The organism is Arthrobacter sp. FW306-1B-F12A (assembly GCF_058781865.1).
Genome location: NZ_JBYSXD010000046.1, coordinates 22,177 through 38,117 on the forward strand (window position 1 = coordinate 22,177; position 15,941 = coordinate 38,117).

General features: G+C 64.5%; 14 protein-coding genes. 7 read left to right on the forward strand and 7 right to left on the reverse strand.

Annotation, left to right across the window (positions count from 1 at the left end; translation table 11 throughout):
* Nucleotides 1-1,035, forward strand: coding sequence for an ABC transporter permease (locus tag AC3WJU_RS18155; protein WP_059387533.1), 1,035 nt, complete (start codon nt 1-3; stop codon nt 1,033-1,035).
* The gene (locus tag AC3WJU_RS18160) at nt 1,032-2,741 is read left to right on the forward strand and encodes an ABC transporter ATP-binding protein (RefSeq protein WP_332601935.1); all 1,710 of its coding nucleotides are present in this window, start codon (nt 1,032-1,034) and stop codon (nt 2,739-2,741) included. Before AC3WJU_RS18155 ends, AC3WJU_RS18160 begins: the two co-directional genes overlap by 4 nt.
* Nucleotides 2,742-2,821: 80 nt before the next feature.
* Here the strand turns inward: AC3WJU_RS18160 and AC3WJU_RS18165 are convergent, their stop codons facing one another.
* On the reverse strand, nt 2,822-3,481 hold the full coding sequence (locus AC3WJU_RS18165) for an NADPH-dependent F420 reductase (RefSeq protein ID WP_332601934.1): 660 nt from the start codon (nt 3,479-3,481) through the stop codon (nt 2,822-2,824).
* A gap of 78 nt (nt 3,482-3,559) precedes the next feature.
* On the opposite strand from AC3WJU_RS18165, the gene AC3WJU_RS18170 reads away from it, so the two are divergent.
* Entirely contained in the window at nt 3,560-3,946 is a 387-nt protein-coding gene (locus AC3WJU_RS18170) for a chorismate mutase (protein ID WP_059387536.1), read from the forward strand.
* A gap of 4 nt (nt 3,947-3,950) precedes the next feature.
* Nucleotides 3,951-5,006 (forward strand): uroporphyrinogen decarboxylase/cobalamine-independent methonine synthase family protein, encoded by a 1,056-nt coding sequence (locus AC3WJU_RS18175; protein ID WP_284991549.1) that lies wholly within the window; start codon nt 3,951-3,953, stop codon nt 5,004-5,006.
* Nucleotides 5,007-5,024: 18 nt separating this feature from the next.
* On the opposite strand, the gene AC3WJU_RS18180 is transcribed toward AC3WJU_RS18175, so the two are convergent.
* From AC3WJU_RS18180 to AC3WJU_RS18205, 6 genes are read right to left on the reverse strand one after another with little or no spacing between them, the layout of a single operon-like run.
* Nucleotides 5,025-5,759 (reverse strand): DUF4166 domain-containing protein, encoded by a 735-nt coding sequence (locus AC3WJU_RS18180; RefSeq protein ID WP_492260521.1) that lies wholly within the window; start codon nt 5,757-5,759, stop codon nt 5,025-5,027.
* 53 nt (nt 5,760-5,812) lie between these two features.
* Nucleotides 5,813-7,105, reverse strand: coding sequence for a DUF58 domain-containing protein (locus AC3WJU_RS18185; protein ID WP_441432489.1), 1,293 nt, complete (start codon nt 7,103-7,105; stop codon nt 5,813-5,815).
* Nucleotides 7,106-7,145: 40 nt separating this feature from the next.
* The gene (locus AC3WJU_RS18190; RefSeq protein ID WP_059387538.1) at nt 7,146-8,189 is read right to left on the reverse strand and encodes an AAA family ATPase; all 1,044 of its coding nucleotides are present in this window, start codon (nt 8,187-8,189) and stop codon (nt 7,146-7,148) included.
* Between the two features lie 11 nt (nt 8,190-8,200).
* Complete coding sequence (locus AC3WJU_RS18195) at nt 8,201-9,370, reverse strand: DUF4350 domain-containing protein (RefSeq protein ID WP_492260522.1); 1,170 nt, start codon at nt 9,368-9,370, stop codon at nt 8,201-8,203.
* The gene (locus tag AC3WJU_RS18200; RefSeq protein ID WP_441437151.1) at nt 9,367-10,053 is read right to left on the reverse strand and encodes a DUF4129 domain-containing protein; all 687 of its coding nucleotides are present in this window, start codon (nt 10,051-10,053) and stop codon (nt 9,367-9,369) included. Before AC3WJU_RS18200 ends, AC3WJU_RS18195 begins: the two co-directional genes overlap by 4 nt.
* On the reverse strand, nt 10,050-11,315 hold the full coding sequence (locus tag AC3WJU_RS18205) for a DUF7847 domain-containing protein (RefSeq protein ID WP_307053558.1): 1,266 nt from the start codon (nt 11,313-11,315) through the stop codon (nt 10,050-10,052). The genes AC3WJU_RS18200 and AC3WJU_RS18205 overlap by 4 nt, the downstream gene beginning before the upstream one ends.
* A gap of 176 nt (nt 11,316-11,491) precedes the next feature.
* Here AC3WJU_RS18205 and mtrA point away from each other — a divergent pair, with 176 nt between their 5' ends.
* Genes mtrA through AC3WJU_RS18220 form a run of 3 tightly spaced genes read left to right on the forward strand, consistent with a single transcriptional unit; the run spans nt 11,492 to nt 15,883 of the window.
* Nucleotides 11,492-12,166 carry an MtrAB system response regulator MtrA gene (gene mtrA / locus AC3WJU_RS18210; RefSeq protein WP_059387541.1) on the forward strand — a complete coding sequence of 225 codons (675 nt, stop codon included), beginning with the start codon at nt 11,492-11,494 and terminating at the stop codon, nt 12,164-12,166.
* On the forward strand, nt 12,138-14,150 hold the full coding sequence (mtrB, locus tag AC3WJU_RS18215) for an MtrAB system histidine kinase MtrB (protein WP_492260523.1): 2,013 nt from the start codon (nt 12,138-12,140) through the stop codon (nt 14,148-14,150). Before mtrA ends, mtrB begins: the two co-directional genes overlap by 29 nt.
* Nucleotides 14,147-15,883, forward strand: a complete 1,737-nt coding sequence (locus AC3WJU_RS18220; protein ID WP_370872694.1) for an LpqB family beta-propeller domain-containing protein — start codon at nt 14,147-14,149, stop codon at nt 15,881-15,883. Before mtrB ends, AC3WJU_RS18220 begins: the two co-directional genes overlap by 4 nt.
* The last annotated feature ends 58 nt before the right edge of the window (nt 15,884-15,941 follow it).

A 15,941-nucleotide genomic window follows, 5' to 3' on the forward strand; every position in this document is an offset into this window, starting at 1 on the left:
ATGAGCACCGCAACAATTTCAGGACGGAAGAAGTCCTTCCTGTCCGCACTTCCTGTCATCTCCCACGTCAAAAAGAGCGTCGGCCTCCAGCGGGGCATGCTCATCACCGGGCTTGTGCTGACCGGGCTCTTCCTTCTTTCGACCGTGCTCGCGCCGTTCATCGCGCCGTACGGATATTCCCAGCTGAGTGACGCAACAGGCTCGTTCCCCACCCAGGAGGCTCCCGGCGGCAAGCACCTGCTCGGCACCACAGTCGGCGGCTATGACGTCCTCTCCCGCGTCCTGTGGGGTTCACAGACAGCGGTGACCGTGATCGTCGTCGCCGTCGTGATGTCCATCTTCCTCGGCGTGGCGCTGGGCCTCCTCAGTGGTTACTTCGGTGGCTGGCTGGACCGGGTGCTGGTAGTCATCGCCGATGCCATTTATGCCTTTCCCTCCCTGCTCCTGGCGATCGTCATGTCGATCGTCATCAGCCGTGGCCAGTCGAGCTTCTGGGGCGGCATCCTCGCCTGTTCCTTCTCGATCACCGTGGTGTTCGTTCCGCAGTATTTCCGCGTGATCCGGGCCGAAACCATCCGGCTCAAGGCCGAGCCATTCGTGGAATCGGCCATGGTCCTGGGCGCGTCCAGCCTCCGGATCATCACCCGGCACATCTTCAAGAACGCCACCAGGACGCTTCCATTGATGTTCACCCTGAACGCCTCCGAAGCGATCCTGACCCTTGCGGGCCTTGGCTTCCTGGGCTTCGGCATTGAACCGTCCTCGGCCGCCGAATGGGGCTTCGACCTCAACAAGGCCATGGCGGACGCGTCCTCCGGCATTTGGTGGACCGGCGTCTTCCCCGGTATCGCGATCGTCCTGACCGTGCTGGGGCTGACGTTGGTCGGCGAAAGCATCAACGACCTCAACGATCCCCGCCTACGCGGCCGGAAGCGTGCTGGAGGCAAGGCCTCCCGCTCCAAGGCCGCAGTTGGAACCGACGGCACGAACACAGGGGCCACCACCGCTCCTGAACCAGAAGCAGGTAAGGCATGACCACCAACATCGGCAACATTTCGGACCAGCCGCTGACATCCGGGCAGCCCGTCCTGGACATCGAACGGCTCAAAGTCACCTTTGCCACCGACAGCGGCGACGTCTACGCGGTCAAGGACGTCAGCCTCGAGGTCAAAGCCGGCGAAGTGCTGGCGATCGTAGGGGAGTCAGGTTCCGGCAAGACCGTCACGGCCAAGACCATTCTCGGCCTCCTCCCTGAAACGGCCATCAGCTCCGGGGCTGTGCTGATCAACGGCAACAACGTCATCAGCGTGAGCGCGTCCAAACTGCGCAAGATCCGCGGCCGCGACGTGGCCATGGTCTTCCAAGAACCGTCAACGGCCCTGAACCCGGTGTTCACGGTTGGCTGGCAAATCGCCGAAGGCATCCGGGCACACGCCTCGGACGGACACCGCATCTCGGCCAAGGAGGCCAAGAAACGGGCCACCGAAGCCCTGCGGAAGGTGGGCATCCCCGATCCCGAAACCCGCGTCAACTACTATCCGCACCAGCTTTCCGGAGGCCAGAAGCAACGCGTCGTCATCGCGGCCGCGCTTGCCTTGAACCCCGGTTTGATCGTGGCGGACGAACCGACGACGGCGCTGGATGTCACTGTCCAGGCCGAGATCCTTCAGTTGCTCCGGGACTTGCGGGACAAGTACGGCACCTCGATTGTGCTCATTACGCACAACATGGGTGTCGTTGCCGACCTGGCCGACCGCGTCGTGGTTATGTACCAAGGCGACGTCGTCGAAGAAGCCACCGCGAGGGTCCTTTTCGCCGAGCCGAAGCAGGACTACACCAAGAAGCTGCTGGCCGCTGTGCCGCACCTTGGCCGCAACTCAGCGTCCGAGGGGGCCACCGAACGGTTGCACCAGACCGGGAAGATCCTGGTCGAGGCCAAGAACCTCACCATCGAGTATCCGGGCCGCCTCGGCAAGCCCGGGTTCAAGGCCGTGGACAACGTCAGCTTCACGGTCTCCGAGAACGAGGTCTTCGGCCTGGTCGGCGAGTCCGGTTCGGGCAAGTCCACCATCGGTCGCGCCATAGCAGGCCTCAACAGGGCAACCGGCGGCAGCCTCAAGGTCCTTGGCTACGAAATGCTGGGATTCAAGGAGCACACGTTCAAGCCGCTGCGCAAGGACATCGGCTTCGTCTTCCAGGACCCGGCCGCCTCGTTCAACCCTCACCTGACCATCGGTGAGTGCGTCGCGGAACCGCTGCTGATCCATACCCACCCGAGCCCGGCCCAAGCACGCCTGCGCGTGGCGCAGTTGCTCGAATCGGTCCAATTGCCGGCGTCGTACGCTGAACGCTTTCCGCATGAGCTCTCGGGCGGGCAGCGCCAGCGCGCTTCGCTGGCGCGTTCGCTCGCGCTCAACCCGCGCCTCCTGATCGCCGATGAGCCGACCTCGGCCCTCGACGTTTCCGTGCAGGCAAAGGTCCTGGAACTGTTCAAGGACATCCAGGAAGAGTTCGGTTTTGCTGCGCTGTTCATCAGCCACGATCTCGCCGTGGTGGATATTCTCTCCCACTGGGTGGGCGTGTTGTACAAGGGCAAGCTCGTGGAGCAAGGGATCGGCAGCCAGATCATGGGCAATCCCCAGCACGACTACACCCGCAAGCTCATTGCCTCGCTGCCGGTGCCGGATCCTGACGAACAGGCCCGACGCCGGGAAGAGAACCGCGCGCTGCTGGGCATCTAGCCCTCCATCCAAGCGGCGATCCGCAAGAACGGACATGCCCGCCCTTCTCCACGAAGGGCGGGCATGTCCGTTCTGCGCGGCTATTCGGACACGATGCTGATGTTGAAGAGCTTGTCCTTCGGTTGGCGCACGAAGATCCGGAGCCACAGCGGCATCCACATTTCAAGGCCACGGGCAACGTCGAGCCCGCCCAGGTCGTGGATGTGTTCCGGAAGCCAGCCGAACTCCCGCAGGAGCGCGACGACGGTGGTTTTCGCGTCGTCGTCGTTCCCCGCCACGAAGACGTCATGGGCACCATCGGCGAGCCTGAGCGGATCAACCATCAGGGGAGCAGTCAAGGTGTTGAGGGCCTTGACCACACGCGCCGCGGGGAAGGAGCGCTGGATGGTTTCGGCAATGCTGTCGGTATTGCAGACGGAGAGCGACGGCGGGAAGCCGGCGGAAAAATCCAGCGGGTTGGACACATCCACCAGGACCTTGCCCGCCAGGTTCGCAGCCCCGGCTTCGCTCAACGCCGCGAGCGAGACCATGCCCGGGGTTGCGTTGACCACGAGCTCGGCCATGGCTGCCGCCTGCGCGAAGGAACCGGAGCTTGCCCCCGGACCCGCCTGCGCCGCCCACTCCGTCCCCTTGGGATTGCCGGCTTCCCGGGAACCCATCATGACCTCGTGGCCTACGGCCACCAATTTGTCGGCCAGGGTATGCCCCACCATTCCGGTGCCAAGAACTGCGATTTTCATGCGTGCTCTCCTTATCATCGGCGCGGACATGCCCATTCTGCCCCTCAAGGGCCGGCCCGCACACCCTAGACTGGAGGAATGACCGAGCAGAACCACGCCCTCCCCGACGCCGACTCCTTCGATCCTTCCGCCAGCTCCCTCGCCGGCCGCGTGGACCAGGCCGTCATGGACGAGTTGCTCTCCATCCGCTCCAGCATCGACAACATCGATGCCACCCTCGTCTTCCTCCTCGCGGAGCGGTTCAAAGCCACCCAGAAAGTGGGAGTCCTGAAGGCGACGCACAAGCTTCCCGCCGGGGACCCGGGACGCGAGTCCGCCCAGATCGCGCGGCTCCGCCGGCTCGCCGAAGAAGCGCACCTCGATCCTGCCTTCGCGGAGAAGTTCCTGAATTTCATCATCAGTGAGGTCATCCGGCACCACGAGGCAATCGCCGAAGGCCACCAGGCTTCCATCGCGCAGGCCTGAACACGTGGCCGCCGAGACCGCGCAGAAAGCCGAAACCGCGCAGAACCAGGTCAGCGCCACGGCATTGGGTCCTTGGCCCGGAACGGATCCTGCTGAGGCAGCCCGGATCATCCGCGGCGAACTGGGCAGCCCGCACCTGCCGTTCCTGGCCGAGCTTCCGGATCGTGGCGTGGGCTCGGATGCCCTCGGCCGGACGGCATCGCTCCTGGTCGAGCTGGCCATCGATGTGCAGCCGCACGGCTGGCGCCTGGTTGACCGCCCGGGGAAAGACCTGCGGCGTGCGAAGTCCGCCCTTGCCACCGACATCAATATCCTCGCCGACGTTGCCGGCTCGGAAGAATCCTCCGCCGACGAACTCAAGATTCAGCTGCGCGGCCCCTTGAGCCTAGCCGCGGGCCTTTACTTGCATAACGGGGAGCGCGCCCTTCTTGACTACGGCGCCCGCAGGGACATTGCGGAGTCCTTGGCCGCCGGAGTCGCCGAGCACGTATCCAAAGTCCGCGCTGCCGTGCCCGGCGCCGCGATCGTGGTCCAGCTCGACGAACCGGACATCTCCTCCGTGCTGGCCGGCACCATCCCGACGGCGAGTGGCTACCGCACCCTGCGTTCCATCCCGGGCGAGGAAGTCACGGGAGCCTGGCGGTTGGTGATCGACGCGCTGCGGGCCGCAGGAGTGGCCGAGACCGTGGTTTCCGTTCCGGAAATCGAAGCCCCGATCCAGCAGATCCTCTCCTCCGGAGCTGACGGCGTCGCGCTACCACTCAAGGCACTCACCACGCGTCAGTGGGAACAGATTGCCACTGCGGTGGAAGCGGGCAAACGCCTGTGGGCCGGCGCCTTGCCCGTAGGGAATCCAAGGGCAACCCTGCCACGCACCGCCGAGCTCGTGGACACCGTCTGGCAACCTTGGCGCCAACTCGGTCTGCCGGCGTCGAGCCTGGGTGCCGTGCGGGTCACGCCGTCGGACGGTCTGGCCGGATTCTCGCCGTCGGGGGCTAAAGAGGTTCTTAACCGCTTGACCCAGATTGCGGATGGGCTCAACCAGATCGCGCTCGGTTAGCCTGCCGTCCGGGCCCTTCTAGACGCGCCGTTCCCAACGGTCCGGCTCGGCGTAACGGGGGAGCCCGACGGCGGCAGTGGCGGAACGCTTGGCAACTGCACCATCGTTCGCGGGCAGCGAGGGCGCCAAACGGTAGTCGAAGGAGCCGGCATAGACCAGCACCAGTCCGACCTGCGGCTGCAGCACCTTCACCTGGATCCGATGCTTTCCTTCTGCCGCATCCCACCACTGCTCTGCGTAGGCTTTTGCGTCGAGGGAAGCCGGCAAGCTGAGCCTCAGCGGCCCCAGGAACAGGCATGATGCACCGGAGACACCGCGAAGACGCCCTTCCGCGGTGACATCCAGGTCCAACGCCGTGGCCAGCCTGCGGTATCGGCCCAAATAGTCGACCAAGCGGGTGCCACCGTCGTGGGCGGCCTCCGCGACAGTGGTGTCATGGAACAAGCGGGTGTGCCCGGGAAAGAATATTTCACGCCGGGCCGTGAGGCTGGACCGTCCGAAGGGATCAAGATGCGCATGATTTTCGATGCGGAACGGGATGCGCTCGCCGTACTCGGGGAAGAAGGCCTCTTCGCCGGCAATCGTGGCAAGGAGTGGGCGGAGCCACTTCTGCCTGCAACCGACCACGTCGAATACGCCCTCGCCGATTCCGTAAGATCCGGAGCCCGGGGCCAGGGAGAAATAGTCCTGGAGTTCGGGCTGCAATTGCCGGAACTTAGCGCCCAGCGCCAACTCGTAGATGGGTGTGCTCATGTGCTTTCCTCGGATTCCGGGTTGTTGATATCTGGACTGGGCGCCTGGCAAGGCTATAAGCGTCCCGCGGCCTTCAGCCGAATGTACGCATCCGCCAGGAGCGGCGGCAGTTCCAACGGCTCGGCGTCGACTACCTCCGCGCCAAGCTGGCGCAATTGGGCGCTGACGGCCTCACGGTCCAGCAGGGCACGTTCGGCGGCGGAGGCACGGAAGACCTGGCTCGCCGTCGTGCGTTCTTCCTTCATTCGGCCCAGCAAGGGGTCCCGCACCGATCCAAGCAGCACGACGTGCTGCCGTACGAGTTGCGCCACCAAAGGAATGAGTCCTTCTTCGGGTGCGCCGCTGTCGAGCGAGGTCAACAGGACCACAAGGGAACGGTGCGCCGAAATGGCCCGTACTTGCGCCGGGATCTGGGCCCAGTCCATCTCGATCAGTTCCGCCTCCAGCGGAGCCATGGCCTGGACCAAGGAGCCGAGCAGATTGCCTTTGGCCGCTGAATCGACGCGCCCGCGGACGCGCCTGTCGAAAGCGAAGAAGTCCACGCGGTCTCCGCCCCGCTCTGCCAGCACCGCAAGCAGGAGAGCCGCTTCCATCCCGGTGTCCAGGCGGGGCTCGTCGTCGATTCGGGCTGCTGCCGTGCGCGAGGTATCGAGCATGATGACGACGCGGCGGTCCCGTTCGGGTCGCCAGGTCCGGACGACGACGGCGGTGCGCCGGGCGGTTGCCCGCCAGTCGATGGAGCGCACGTCGTCGCCCCGGACGTAATCGCGGAGGGAATCGAATTCCGTGCCGGCCCCGCGGATCTGCACGGCCGCTTTGCCGTCGAGCTCCCGGAGTTTTCGCAGCTTGGACGGCAAATGCCGCTTGGAATGGAACGGCGGCAGAACGCGAAGACGGCCGGGAAGGGTCACGGTGCGTTGCCTGGCAGCCAGGCCGAGCGGGCCGAAGGAACGGAGCGTTACGTGCGGTGCCGACAGGTCCCCGCGCCGTGTTGGCTTCAGAGCCATCGACATCCGACGCCGCTCACCAGCAGGGATTTCAACACGCTGGACCGGGGCGACCGTCCCCGCGGAGGGTTGCCACGCGTCACGCACCACTCCGCGGAATCTACGCCGATTGCCGTTTTCCAGCGTCAGAACGGACTCCGTGTCCGCGTGCAGGGTGACATTCCCGGGATCCTTGCGTTGAAGGGCGATTTTGGCCGGGGACGCGGCCAGCAGGAGGTCGGACAACACCAACGCCAGCAGCAAGGCGGTGGCGAGAAGGACCGTACTCCACGCGGGAAACAGCAGCAAGGGGGCCAACGCGGCGAAAACGAGCAGCACAAAGCGGCCTGTGATCGCCATTCAGTACTGCCCGAAGTAGAGAGTCATGAGGCGAGGCCAATCAGCGCGGCACGGGGACGGACGCCAGGATGCTGCCAAGGACATCATCTACATGCACACCGTCCATTTGGGCTTCGGGTCGCAGTCCGACACGGTGCCTCAAACACGGCAACGAGAGCGCTTTGACGTCGTCGGGGGTGACGAAGTTGCGCCCGGACAACCATGCCCAGGCACGCGAGGTGTTCAGAAGCGCCGTCGCGCCGCGCGGGGAGACTCCCAGCTGGAACGACGGCGCTGCCCGCGTCGCCCGCACGACGTCCACGATGTAGCCGAGGATCTCGGGGGCCACGGTCACTTCGGCCACCGCGTCGCGGGCATTCTGGAGTTCGGCGACGCCCGCTACTGGCCTGACTCCCGCAGCCAGCAAATTGCGCGGATCAAATCCTTCCGAGTGCCTGCGGACCACTTCGATCTCTTCGGCACGTCCGGGCAGCGGCATGGAGAGCTTGAGCAGGAAGCGGTCCAGTTGCGCCTCGGGCAGGGGATAGGTGCCCTCGTACTCGACAGGGTTTTGGGTGGCGGCAACAATGAACGGCGACGGCAAAGGCCGGGAGAGTCCGTCCACGGATACCTGGCGCTCCTCCATGGCTTCCAGCAGCGACGCCTGGGTCTTGGGCGGCGTTCGGTTGATTTCGTCGGCCAGCATGATGTTGGTGAACACTGGTCCTTCGCGGAAGGTGAATTCCGAGGTGTGCGAGTCGTAGACGAGTGAGCCGGTGACGTCGCCCGGCATGAGGTCCGGAGTGAACTGGACGCGCTTCGTATCCAGGCTCAACGCGGCGGACAAGGCCCGTACCAGGAGGGTTTTGGCGACGCCCGGAACACCCTCAAGCAGTACGTGGCCACCGCACAGCAGCGCGATGAGCATGCCCGACACCGTTGCATCCTGTCCGACCACGGCCTTGCCTACTTCGTGACGGACGTCCAGCAGGGCTTTGCGGGCAGGGTCGGACCGGGTAGCCGCCTGCGTTGGCTGCCCCTGCGACGCCGGGCCGCCCGGGTAGCCATAGCTGCCGTCGGTGTAGCTGTTTGCTTGATTGCTCATTGCGTGATTACTCATGGGGCTGTTGCCTCCTGCTCGAGTGTTTCGATGCTTTGTGCCCAGTGGACGAGTTCTGATTCGGTGCGTGGCCGGTGGTCCAGCAGGAGCATGCGCAACTCCTGTGCAGGCTGGTTGACCTTTCGGGACACGGCATCGAGGACGGCCTCCGCGCGGGCTTCGGGGCCGAGCCGGAAGTGCTTGGCAAGCCTGGTCAAAGTGCCGGCCCGGATATTGTCGGCGGCCTGGCCGACAGCGCGGGAATCCTGATAGAGACGGGCACGGCCTTCGGCGGTCTCTACAGCCTTGACCACCACCGGCAGCGGCTCAAACACGAGCGGACCAAGCCGCCTGCCCCGCCACAGCACAGCGAGCAACGCGACCACCGCCAGCCACAATCCCAGGAAGCCAACCCACGGCGGCGCCAATTCCTCCAGCGTGGGCGGTGTGCCATTATTCGGTACGTCTCCAAGGCCTGGCAGATACCAGACGAGATCCGGCGTTGGCCCGAGGGTCCGAAGAGTCAGTGCGGCATTGCCCTCTACCTGCAGGAGATCGTTGCTGAGAACGGCCGTGCTGCCGAGAACCACCAGCCGACCGTCCGCACTGGCCGCGTACATGCCTCCGTCGTTGCTGCCAGGCCGGTAGCACGTCACATCGGCTCCCGTGTAAAGGAACGCGCCCTTGCCGGAGACACGCCCCGCAACAAGTGGATCCGTTTGCCCGCACCCTGCTTCCAACGTTGACGTCCCGTTGGGAACCACTCCGGCATGACGGATCTCGCGGCTCAGCCCCGTCAGGGTTCGGAAGCCGGGAGCGATGACCACCACGCGGTCGGCCGATTGCAGCAGGCTGTGCAACTGGGCGGAATCGAGATAGCCGTTGCGGTCATACAACAAGACGGTGGCGCGTGGTTTCCCGGCCAGCAGCGAGGTTGTCGTCGCGAATGAATCGGATTCCGTGACCGTGACTCCGTGCCGCCGGAGGATTTCGGCCGCAGCCATGGCGCCATCAGGAGCGGCATTGCGGGCGGAGAGGGGTGCCGTGTCCGTGTTCGTCGGGGACTGGAACACAGTGACAGATCCGAGTACCGCCACGATGGCCCCGATGATGATCCAGGCCATATGGCGGCGCAACCAACCCCGCAGTTGCGCGGACCACCGGACTGTTTGAGTGTCCGATGTCATCGCGGCACCGCCAAACCGTTGGCGGACTGCCCGGCGAAATCAGGTTTCATGGCCGATAGTCCGGTGTCCAGTGAGAGGACGGCTGCATGGTCGGAAGCGGTGGCGGTCGCCTTTCCGTATTTCACGCCATCGAAAATCCTGGCGGCTTCCTCAAGCCGCGAACTGGCGTCCCCGAACGCGCGCCCCAATTGGGCAGCCGCCTCGTCCGCGGTCCGGCCAGCCTGGACGTCAATGACTGCCCGGTCCTCCGCAGAGCGAACCACGGCGCGGAACTGTTCGACGACGGCCGTTTGCCAGTCTTCACGGCTTGCCGCTGCAGATGCGCGGGCGCGGAACGTATCGGCATCAACCGTCGGCTCGCCGTCGAAAACCTTCGCCGACGCCTTCTTCCGCGCGTTGAGCCTCGGCCTGACGACCATCACGGCAACCACAATGAGGACCACGGCCAGGACGCCGATCAGCGGCACGCCGATATTTGCCCCACCCATGGAATCGCCGTTCAAGGAACGGAGCCAGTCGACGAACTGATTCCATACCTCGCCGATCCAACTTGGCTTGGCCGATGCGTACTGTTGCTTGGACAGTTCTTCGGCCGCCCACCGCTGGGCCTCGCCGCGGTCCGGATCAACGGGAGGCTCGATGGCAGGGAGAAGAAGAGCAAGGGACGCGGAGACCGGGATCATCCTTGTGGGGTACCCTGGGCGGTGTTCGGCGGCCATGGATGCGCACCGACTTGACGTGCCCTGCGCCGGCCGGGAACGCCGTCGGGATCTTCCCCGGTCTCCAGAAGCCGCAGGAGTTCCACGTCCAGCCCGTCGCGTCGCATCCTCAGGTCCATGTAGATCAGGGCTGCTACGGAGGTTTGGAAAGCGAAGCCAACTGCGCTTACGAGGACCCCTACGACCAGCGAGGCCACGGCGAGGACAATCGCCGTCGTGGTCACTTGTGCGGCGCCGGCATGGGGGGCGAACACGGAGTTTATTCCACCGGAAGCCAAGCCCAGGGGAATCTGGATGACCGACCCGATGATAAATACCATGAAGGCCACCAGCAGCGTGATTCCGAAGATCCGCCACCAATTCCGGCGCGTCAGCGTCCACGAGCGCCGAAGACCGGCGAAGACGCCGAGTTCTTCTACGGTGATGGCGGCCGGGGCCACCAACAGTTTCGTATAGATCCAGAAAAATACGACGGCCGCGCCGAAGACCAACGGGAAAAGCAAGAGCACCCCGGCCGGACCCAATCCGGCCAGGACGAGGACGGCCAGCAAGAACAGGACCAGGAAGAACAACAATGATCCAGCAAGGAGGAGGGCGGCAAGTCCTACCAAGGGCCAGATACGCGAGCGGGCCAAGGACCACATTTGCTTGAACCCCGTGGGCCGGTTCAACGCGGATCTGGCGACGGGAATGGCCATGACCCCTTGAAGGACGGCTGTGAGCACCATAGTGAGCAAGGAAATTCCCATGATCCCTGCAGTGGCGCCAACGGCCGGGCCAAGATACCGCATCGCCTCGTCCTGGCTCGTGAATCCTCCTACGGGAGGTTCGACCATCCCGAGCATGCCCAGCGCGGCCACCTCGTTCAATGCGCCGGCAACGGCCTGGACAATGAGGGCGGAGCCGAACATGGTTTTGGCGTTCCGGCGGACGGTCTGGAATGCACCGTCCATGATTTCACCGAAGAAGAGCGGCCGGAGGGGCACGATTCCGGGTTTCGGGGGAGCCACATAGCGGGGCTGGCCGTACGGCGGCGGACCGCCTGCCGGCCAGCGCGGATCGACCGGCGGGCCCCACGATTGCCCCGGATACTGCGGCACGCCCCATTGCGGTGGGGTGCCCCATTGTGGCTGGGCGCCCGGTTGCGGCGCGCCCCATTGTGGCTGGGCGCCCCACGGTGGCCGCGGTCCCTGTTCAGGCCGGTAACCCGGATCGGGTTGTGACACGTTTTCCTCCCCAAAAGATGCGTCCGCGGCAATGCACGGACCCCGAAAGGGGCCGTTCGCACCAGCCTATAGTTCCGCCGTCGCGCCTCATAGCCCATTTGCTTGCGGGCTGCAGCGCGCCATGCCGTGATCGGGCTCAACGGGACAAAGGCTTGGTCATAAGGGAATATATAACTATGAAGGCACGCATCCTGGTAGTAGACGACGACGAAGCGCTGGCCGAAATGATCGGCATCGTGCTGCGGAACGACGGCTTCGACCCGGTTTTTTGCGCGGACGGCGGACAAGCGCTGGAGGTGTTTCGTTCCTCCAAACCGGATCTGGTACTGCTTGACCTGATGCTGCCCGGATCGGACGGCATCGAAGTGTGCCGCCAGATCCGCGGGGAGTCGGACGTTCCCATCGTCATGCTCACCGCCAAATCGGACACCTCCGACGTCGTCCGCGGCCTTGAATCCGGTGCTGACGACTACGTGCCCAAGCCTTTCAAGCCAGCCGAGCTCGTGGCCCGGGTCCGCGCCCGGTTGCGTCCGGGCGACCAGAAAGCGCCCGAGACCCTGCGGATTGCCGACGTCACCATCGACGTCGCGGGCCACTTGGTGACGCGCGGCGGCGAGCGGATTTCGCTGACACCCCTGGAATTCGATCTGTTGGTCGCGCTGGCGCGCAAGCCCTGGCAGGTCTTCACCCGCGAACTGCTCCTTGAGCAGGTGTGGGGCTACCGCCACGCTGCCGACACCCGGCTGGTCAACGTCCATGTCCAGCGCCTGCGGTCCAAGATCGAGCGTGACCCGGAAGCTCCCGAAGTTGTATTGACGGTTCGTGGTGTCGGATATAAAGCAGGCGCCTGAGTCTTCCACCGGCGAGCCCGGCACCGACCAGGAGGCCCCGGAGGCCAAGGTCAAACACCCCGTTTCAGGACATCCTGTCCCGGAACACACGGACGCCCGGGCATTGAATCTCCCGTGGATCCTGGAGCGCACCCGCATTTGGACGCGCCGCGCCCTGATCCTGGCACTGCGTGTCTCCCGCCTCGTGGTGACCGGACTTCGCCACATCCGGCCAGGAATCCGGTACTTGTGGCGCGCCTTGCTGCGCCGTTGGCGCCGCTCCCTCGAATTCAGGACCGTCGCGGTGACAATCGTGCTGTCGATGGTGTCGTTTGCGGTGGTCGGCGCATATCTCTCGAACCAAATAGCGAACAACCTTTTCCAGGAGCGTTTGAAGCAAGCCGAGTCCGAAAGCCGCTACTACGTCAAGCAAGTCCAGGACACCTTTGACGGGTCACAGGCCAACGACCAATCAAGCGTCATCACACTTGTCTATGACACGCTCAAAGCGGTGGAAGGCAACGGCTCGGTCATCCAGAGGAGATACGTCTTCGAAGCGATGCCCGAACAAACCAAGCCGCGCAACCGCTGGGTGGAATCGCGGGCCTCGGATCAGTTGACGGTCCGCGTCATTCCTCCGGCCCTTCGCAAGTCTGTGCAGGAATCGGGCAAGGACCAGTACTGGGCTTCCACCGAGTTCCCCGTCGGCAACCAGGACCACCCCGGGATCGCGGTCGGGAACAAAGTCACCTTCAATGGCACGGTCTACGAGCTCTATCTCCTCTACGACCTGGATACCGCCCAACAAACCCTGGACGAAATCCAGAACGTGCTGTGGGCGGGCGGAGCCGCACTCATCCTCATGATCGGCGGTATTGCCTGGTACGTGACCAGGAACGTCGTGAGTCCGGTGAGCCATGCCGCGGTCGTCTCCGAGAAGCTGGCCGCAGGCCAGTTGCAGGAGCGGATGGTGGTCAAGGGCGAAGACGAGGTGGCCAGGCTGGGCGCCTCCTTCAACCACATGGCCGCGAGCCTGCAGGAGCAGATTACGCAGCTGGCCACGTTGTCCCAGATGCAGCAGCGGTTCGTTTCCGATGTGTCCCATGAACTGCGGACACCGCTCACGACCGTTCGGATGGCTGCCGAAGTGTTGTTCGATGCCCGCGATGACTTCGACCCCATCAACAAGCGTTCCGCCGAGCTGCTTTACAACCAGGTGGAGCGCTTCCAGTCGCTGCTTTCGGATCTGCTGGAGATTTCCCGCTTCGACGCAGGGGCCGCCGTGTTGGACTCCGAGCCGACGGACATCTTCCAAGTCGTTTCCCATGTCATCGACGGTGCCTCTCCCGTTGCCGCCGAATATGGCTCCGAAGTTCGCCTTACCTCGCGCCACAAGCGGATCATCGTGGAGATGGACGCCCGCAGGATCGATCGCATCCTGCGGAACCTGCTGCTCAACGCCGTCGAACACGGCGAGGGGAAACCGGTCCACGTTTCCGTTGCCGCCAACCAAGAGGCAGTCGCCATCTCTGTGCGTGACTTCGGCATAGGGATGACCCCGGCAGAAGCCGCGCGGGTCTTTGATCGTTTCTGGCGCGCCGATCCCGCGCGTGCGCGGACCACGGGTGGCAGCGGACTGGGACTCTCCATCGCCGCAGAGGACACCAAGCTCCACAACGGTTGGTTGCAAGCTTGGGGGCGCAAGGGATCCGGTTCCAACTTCCGGCTGACGCTGCCTCTCAAGAAGGGTGGCACCATCGTGAAATCACCGTTGCAGCTTGAACCGGCAGACATCCATTTGCCGGGCGCTGCTCCTGAGCGCCAGATGCTCGTATTGGATGCCGGCGATCCGCCACTTGAGCGCGGTTCCGCCGCGGACCCGGGGCTGGAAGACACGCCGGCGCCGCCACTACTGCCTCCCGTACTGCCCGCCGAACTGCCCGCCGTACTGCCTCCGGCAGGACACGACGACGACGGCAAAGCCGAAGGGGGAACGGCACCTTGAGTTCCCGACGCCCGTACCTCTCCCGACGCCCGTACGTGTTAAGGGCCGTGATCGCCGTTCTTGCTGTCCTCATGGTGGTCCTTAGTTCCTGCGCCCAGATCCCACGGTCTGGTCCGGTGGGAAAGAGCAAGGACGAAAGCGCGGGCAACCCGAACGCTCCTGTTTTCTTCCCGCCGCCGCCCCACCCCGGTGCCACTCCGGAGTCCATCATCGAAGACTTCTATGGTGCAGGCAGCGGTTACGAAGGCGACTACGCCGTGGCCAGGCAGTACCTCACGCAGGCGCTGTCCGTCAGCTGGAAGTCCGACAAGCGCACGCTCGTTTTCCGGAAGGCGACCGTCGTCAAGACCGGTGTGGAAAACGAATTCAAGTACCAGCTGGACCTCGCCTACGCGGTCGACGCCGACGGCGTTGCGACGCAGTTCCCCGAAGGAACCACTGAGACAATTCCGGTGACCCTGGAACAGGTCGACGGCGAATGGCGGATCTCGGCGGTCCCCGACGGCACCGCGATACCGGAAGAGACGTTCAAAGTCATCTACGCGGCCCAGCCCATCTATTTCTACGACCCGACCTTCACCTATGCGGTTCCGGACGTCCGGTGGTTCATCAAGAAGAACACCGTCAAGGCAATGACCAGCGCCTTGCTCGACGGTCCTGCGCCCTACCTCCAGGGTGCGGTTGTCAGTGCCTTTCCCTCCGGCATGAAGCTGGCCCGGGAGTCGGTCCCGGTGGTGTCGGGAGCCGCCCAGGTGGACCTTTCCGCCAAGGAACTCGTGGATGCGTCTGCCGAGGACCGGCAGCGGATGCAAAACCAGCTGACCCTGACTTTCCGTAGCCAGCCGGACGTGGTCAATGTTCAGTTGCGTGCCGACCAGGATCTGGTCCGCGTGGAGGACAACGGCTCGGTCCTGCCGCCCGTGCTTGAGAAGAATGCTCCCGCGCGCCAAATCGCCGTCAGTAACAACGAACTCGTCCGCTACGAGAACAACAGGGTCTCGGCCCTCCCGGACATGCAGCCGGTGGCCGGACTGAACCCTAGCGCTCCCGCCGAGTCCCCGACGTCCCAGGCCGTGGCCTTCCTCAACAGTGCCGGAACCAGCCTGTATTCGATGATTCCCGGCCTACCCGCCCGTCAACTGACAACCAGGACAACCCTGAGCCATCCGTCCTTCAGCCCGCAGGACTGGGTCTGGACGGCAGGTCCAGGAGCCAACGGGGCCACCGAGGTGGTGGCGTTCAAACCGTCCAACGTTCCTCTTGGACAGCCCGTCCCCACGGTGACGATGGCGCCGGCCTGGTTGGCAGGGCGCGTTGTGAGGGACTTCCGGATATCCCGCGAAGGGACGCGCGCACTGGTGATCTCCGAGATGAACGGGAAATCATCGGTGCAGGTGACCGGAATTGTCCGCAATCCTGACGGCACCCCCAAAGACCTGACTGCACCCATAACCTTGTTCTCTTCCGCCCCTGTTGATCAAGGGGTCTGGGTCAATTCCACGACGGTCGCGGTGATGAAAGCTTCGTCAACGGAGAACGTGGTTCCCGAGCTGTTGTCCTTGACATCGAGCCAGCCGCAGCTGTTGCCGGCATGGCCGAACCTGACGACTATCAGCGCGGGCAACGGACCCGAGCAGATTTTTGGACAGTCGGGCGCAGGCGTCTTCCAACGGGTCGGCAATGGGTGGGAATTGCAACTCAAGGGTCCGGTAGACCCCTCCTTCCCGGGCTAGTCCCCGCCGCCTCCCAGCCTTCGCAAGCTCAGGCCGGGGCCCTCGCCGGCGTGGGGGG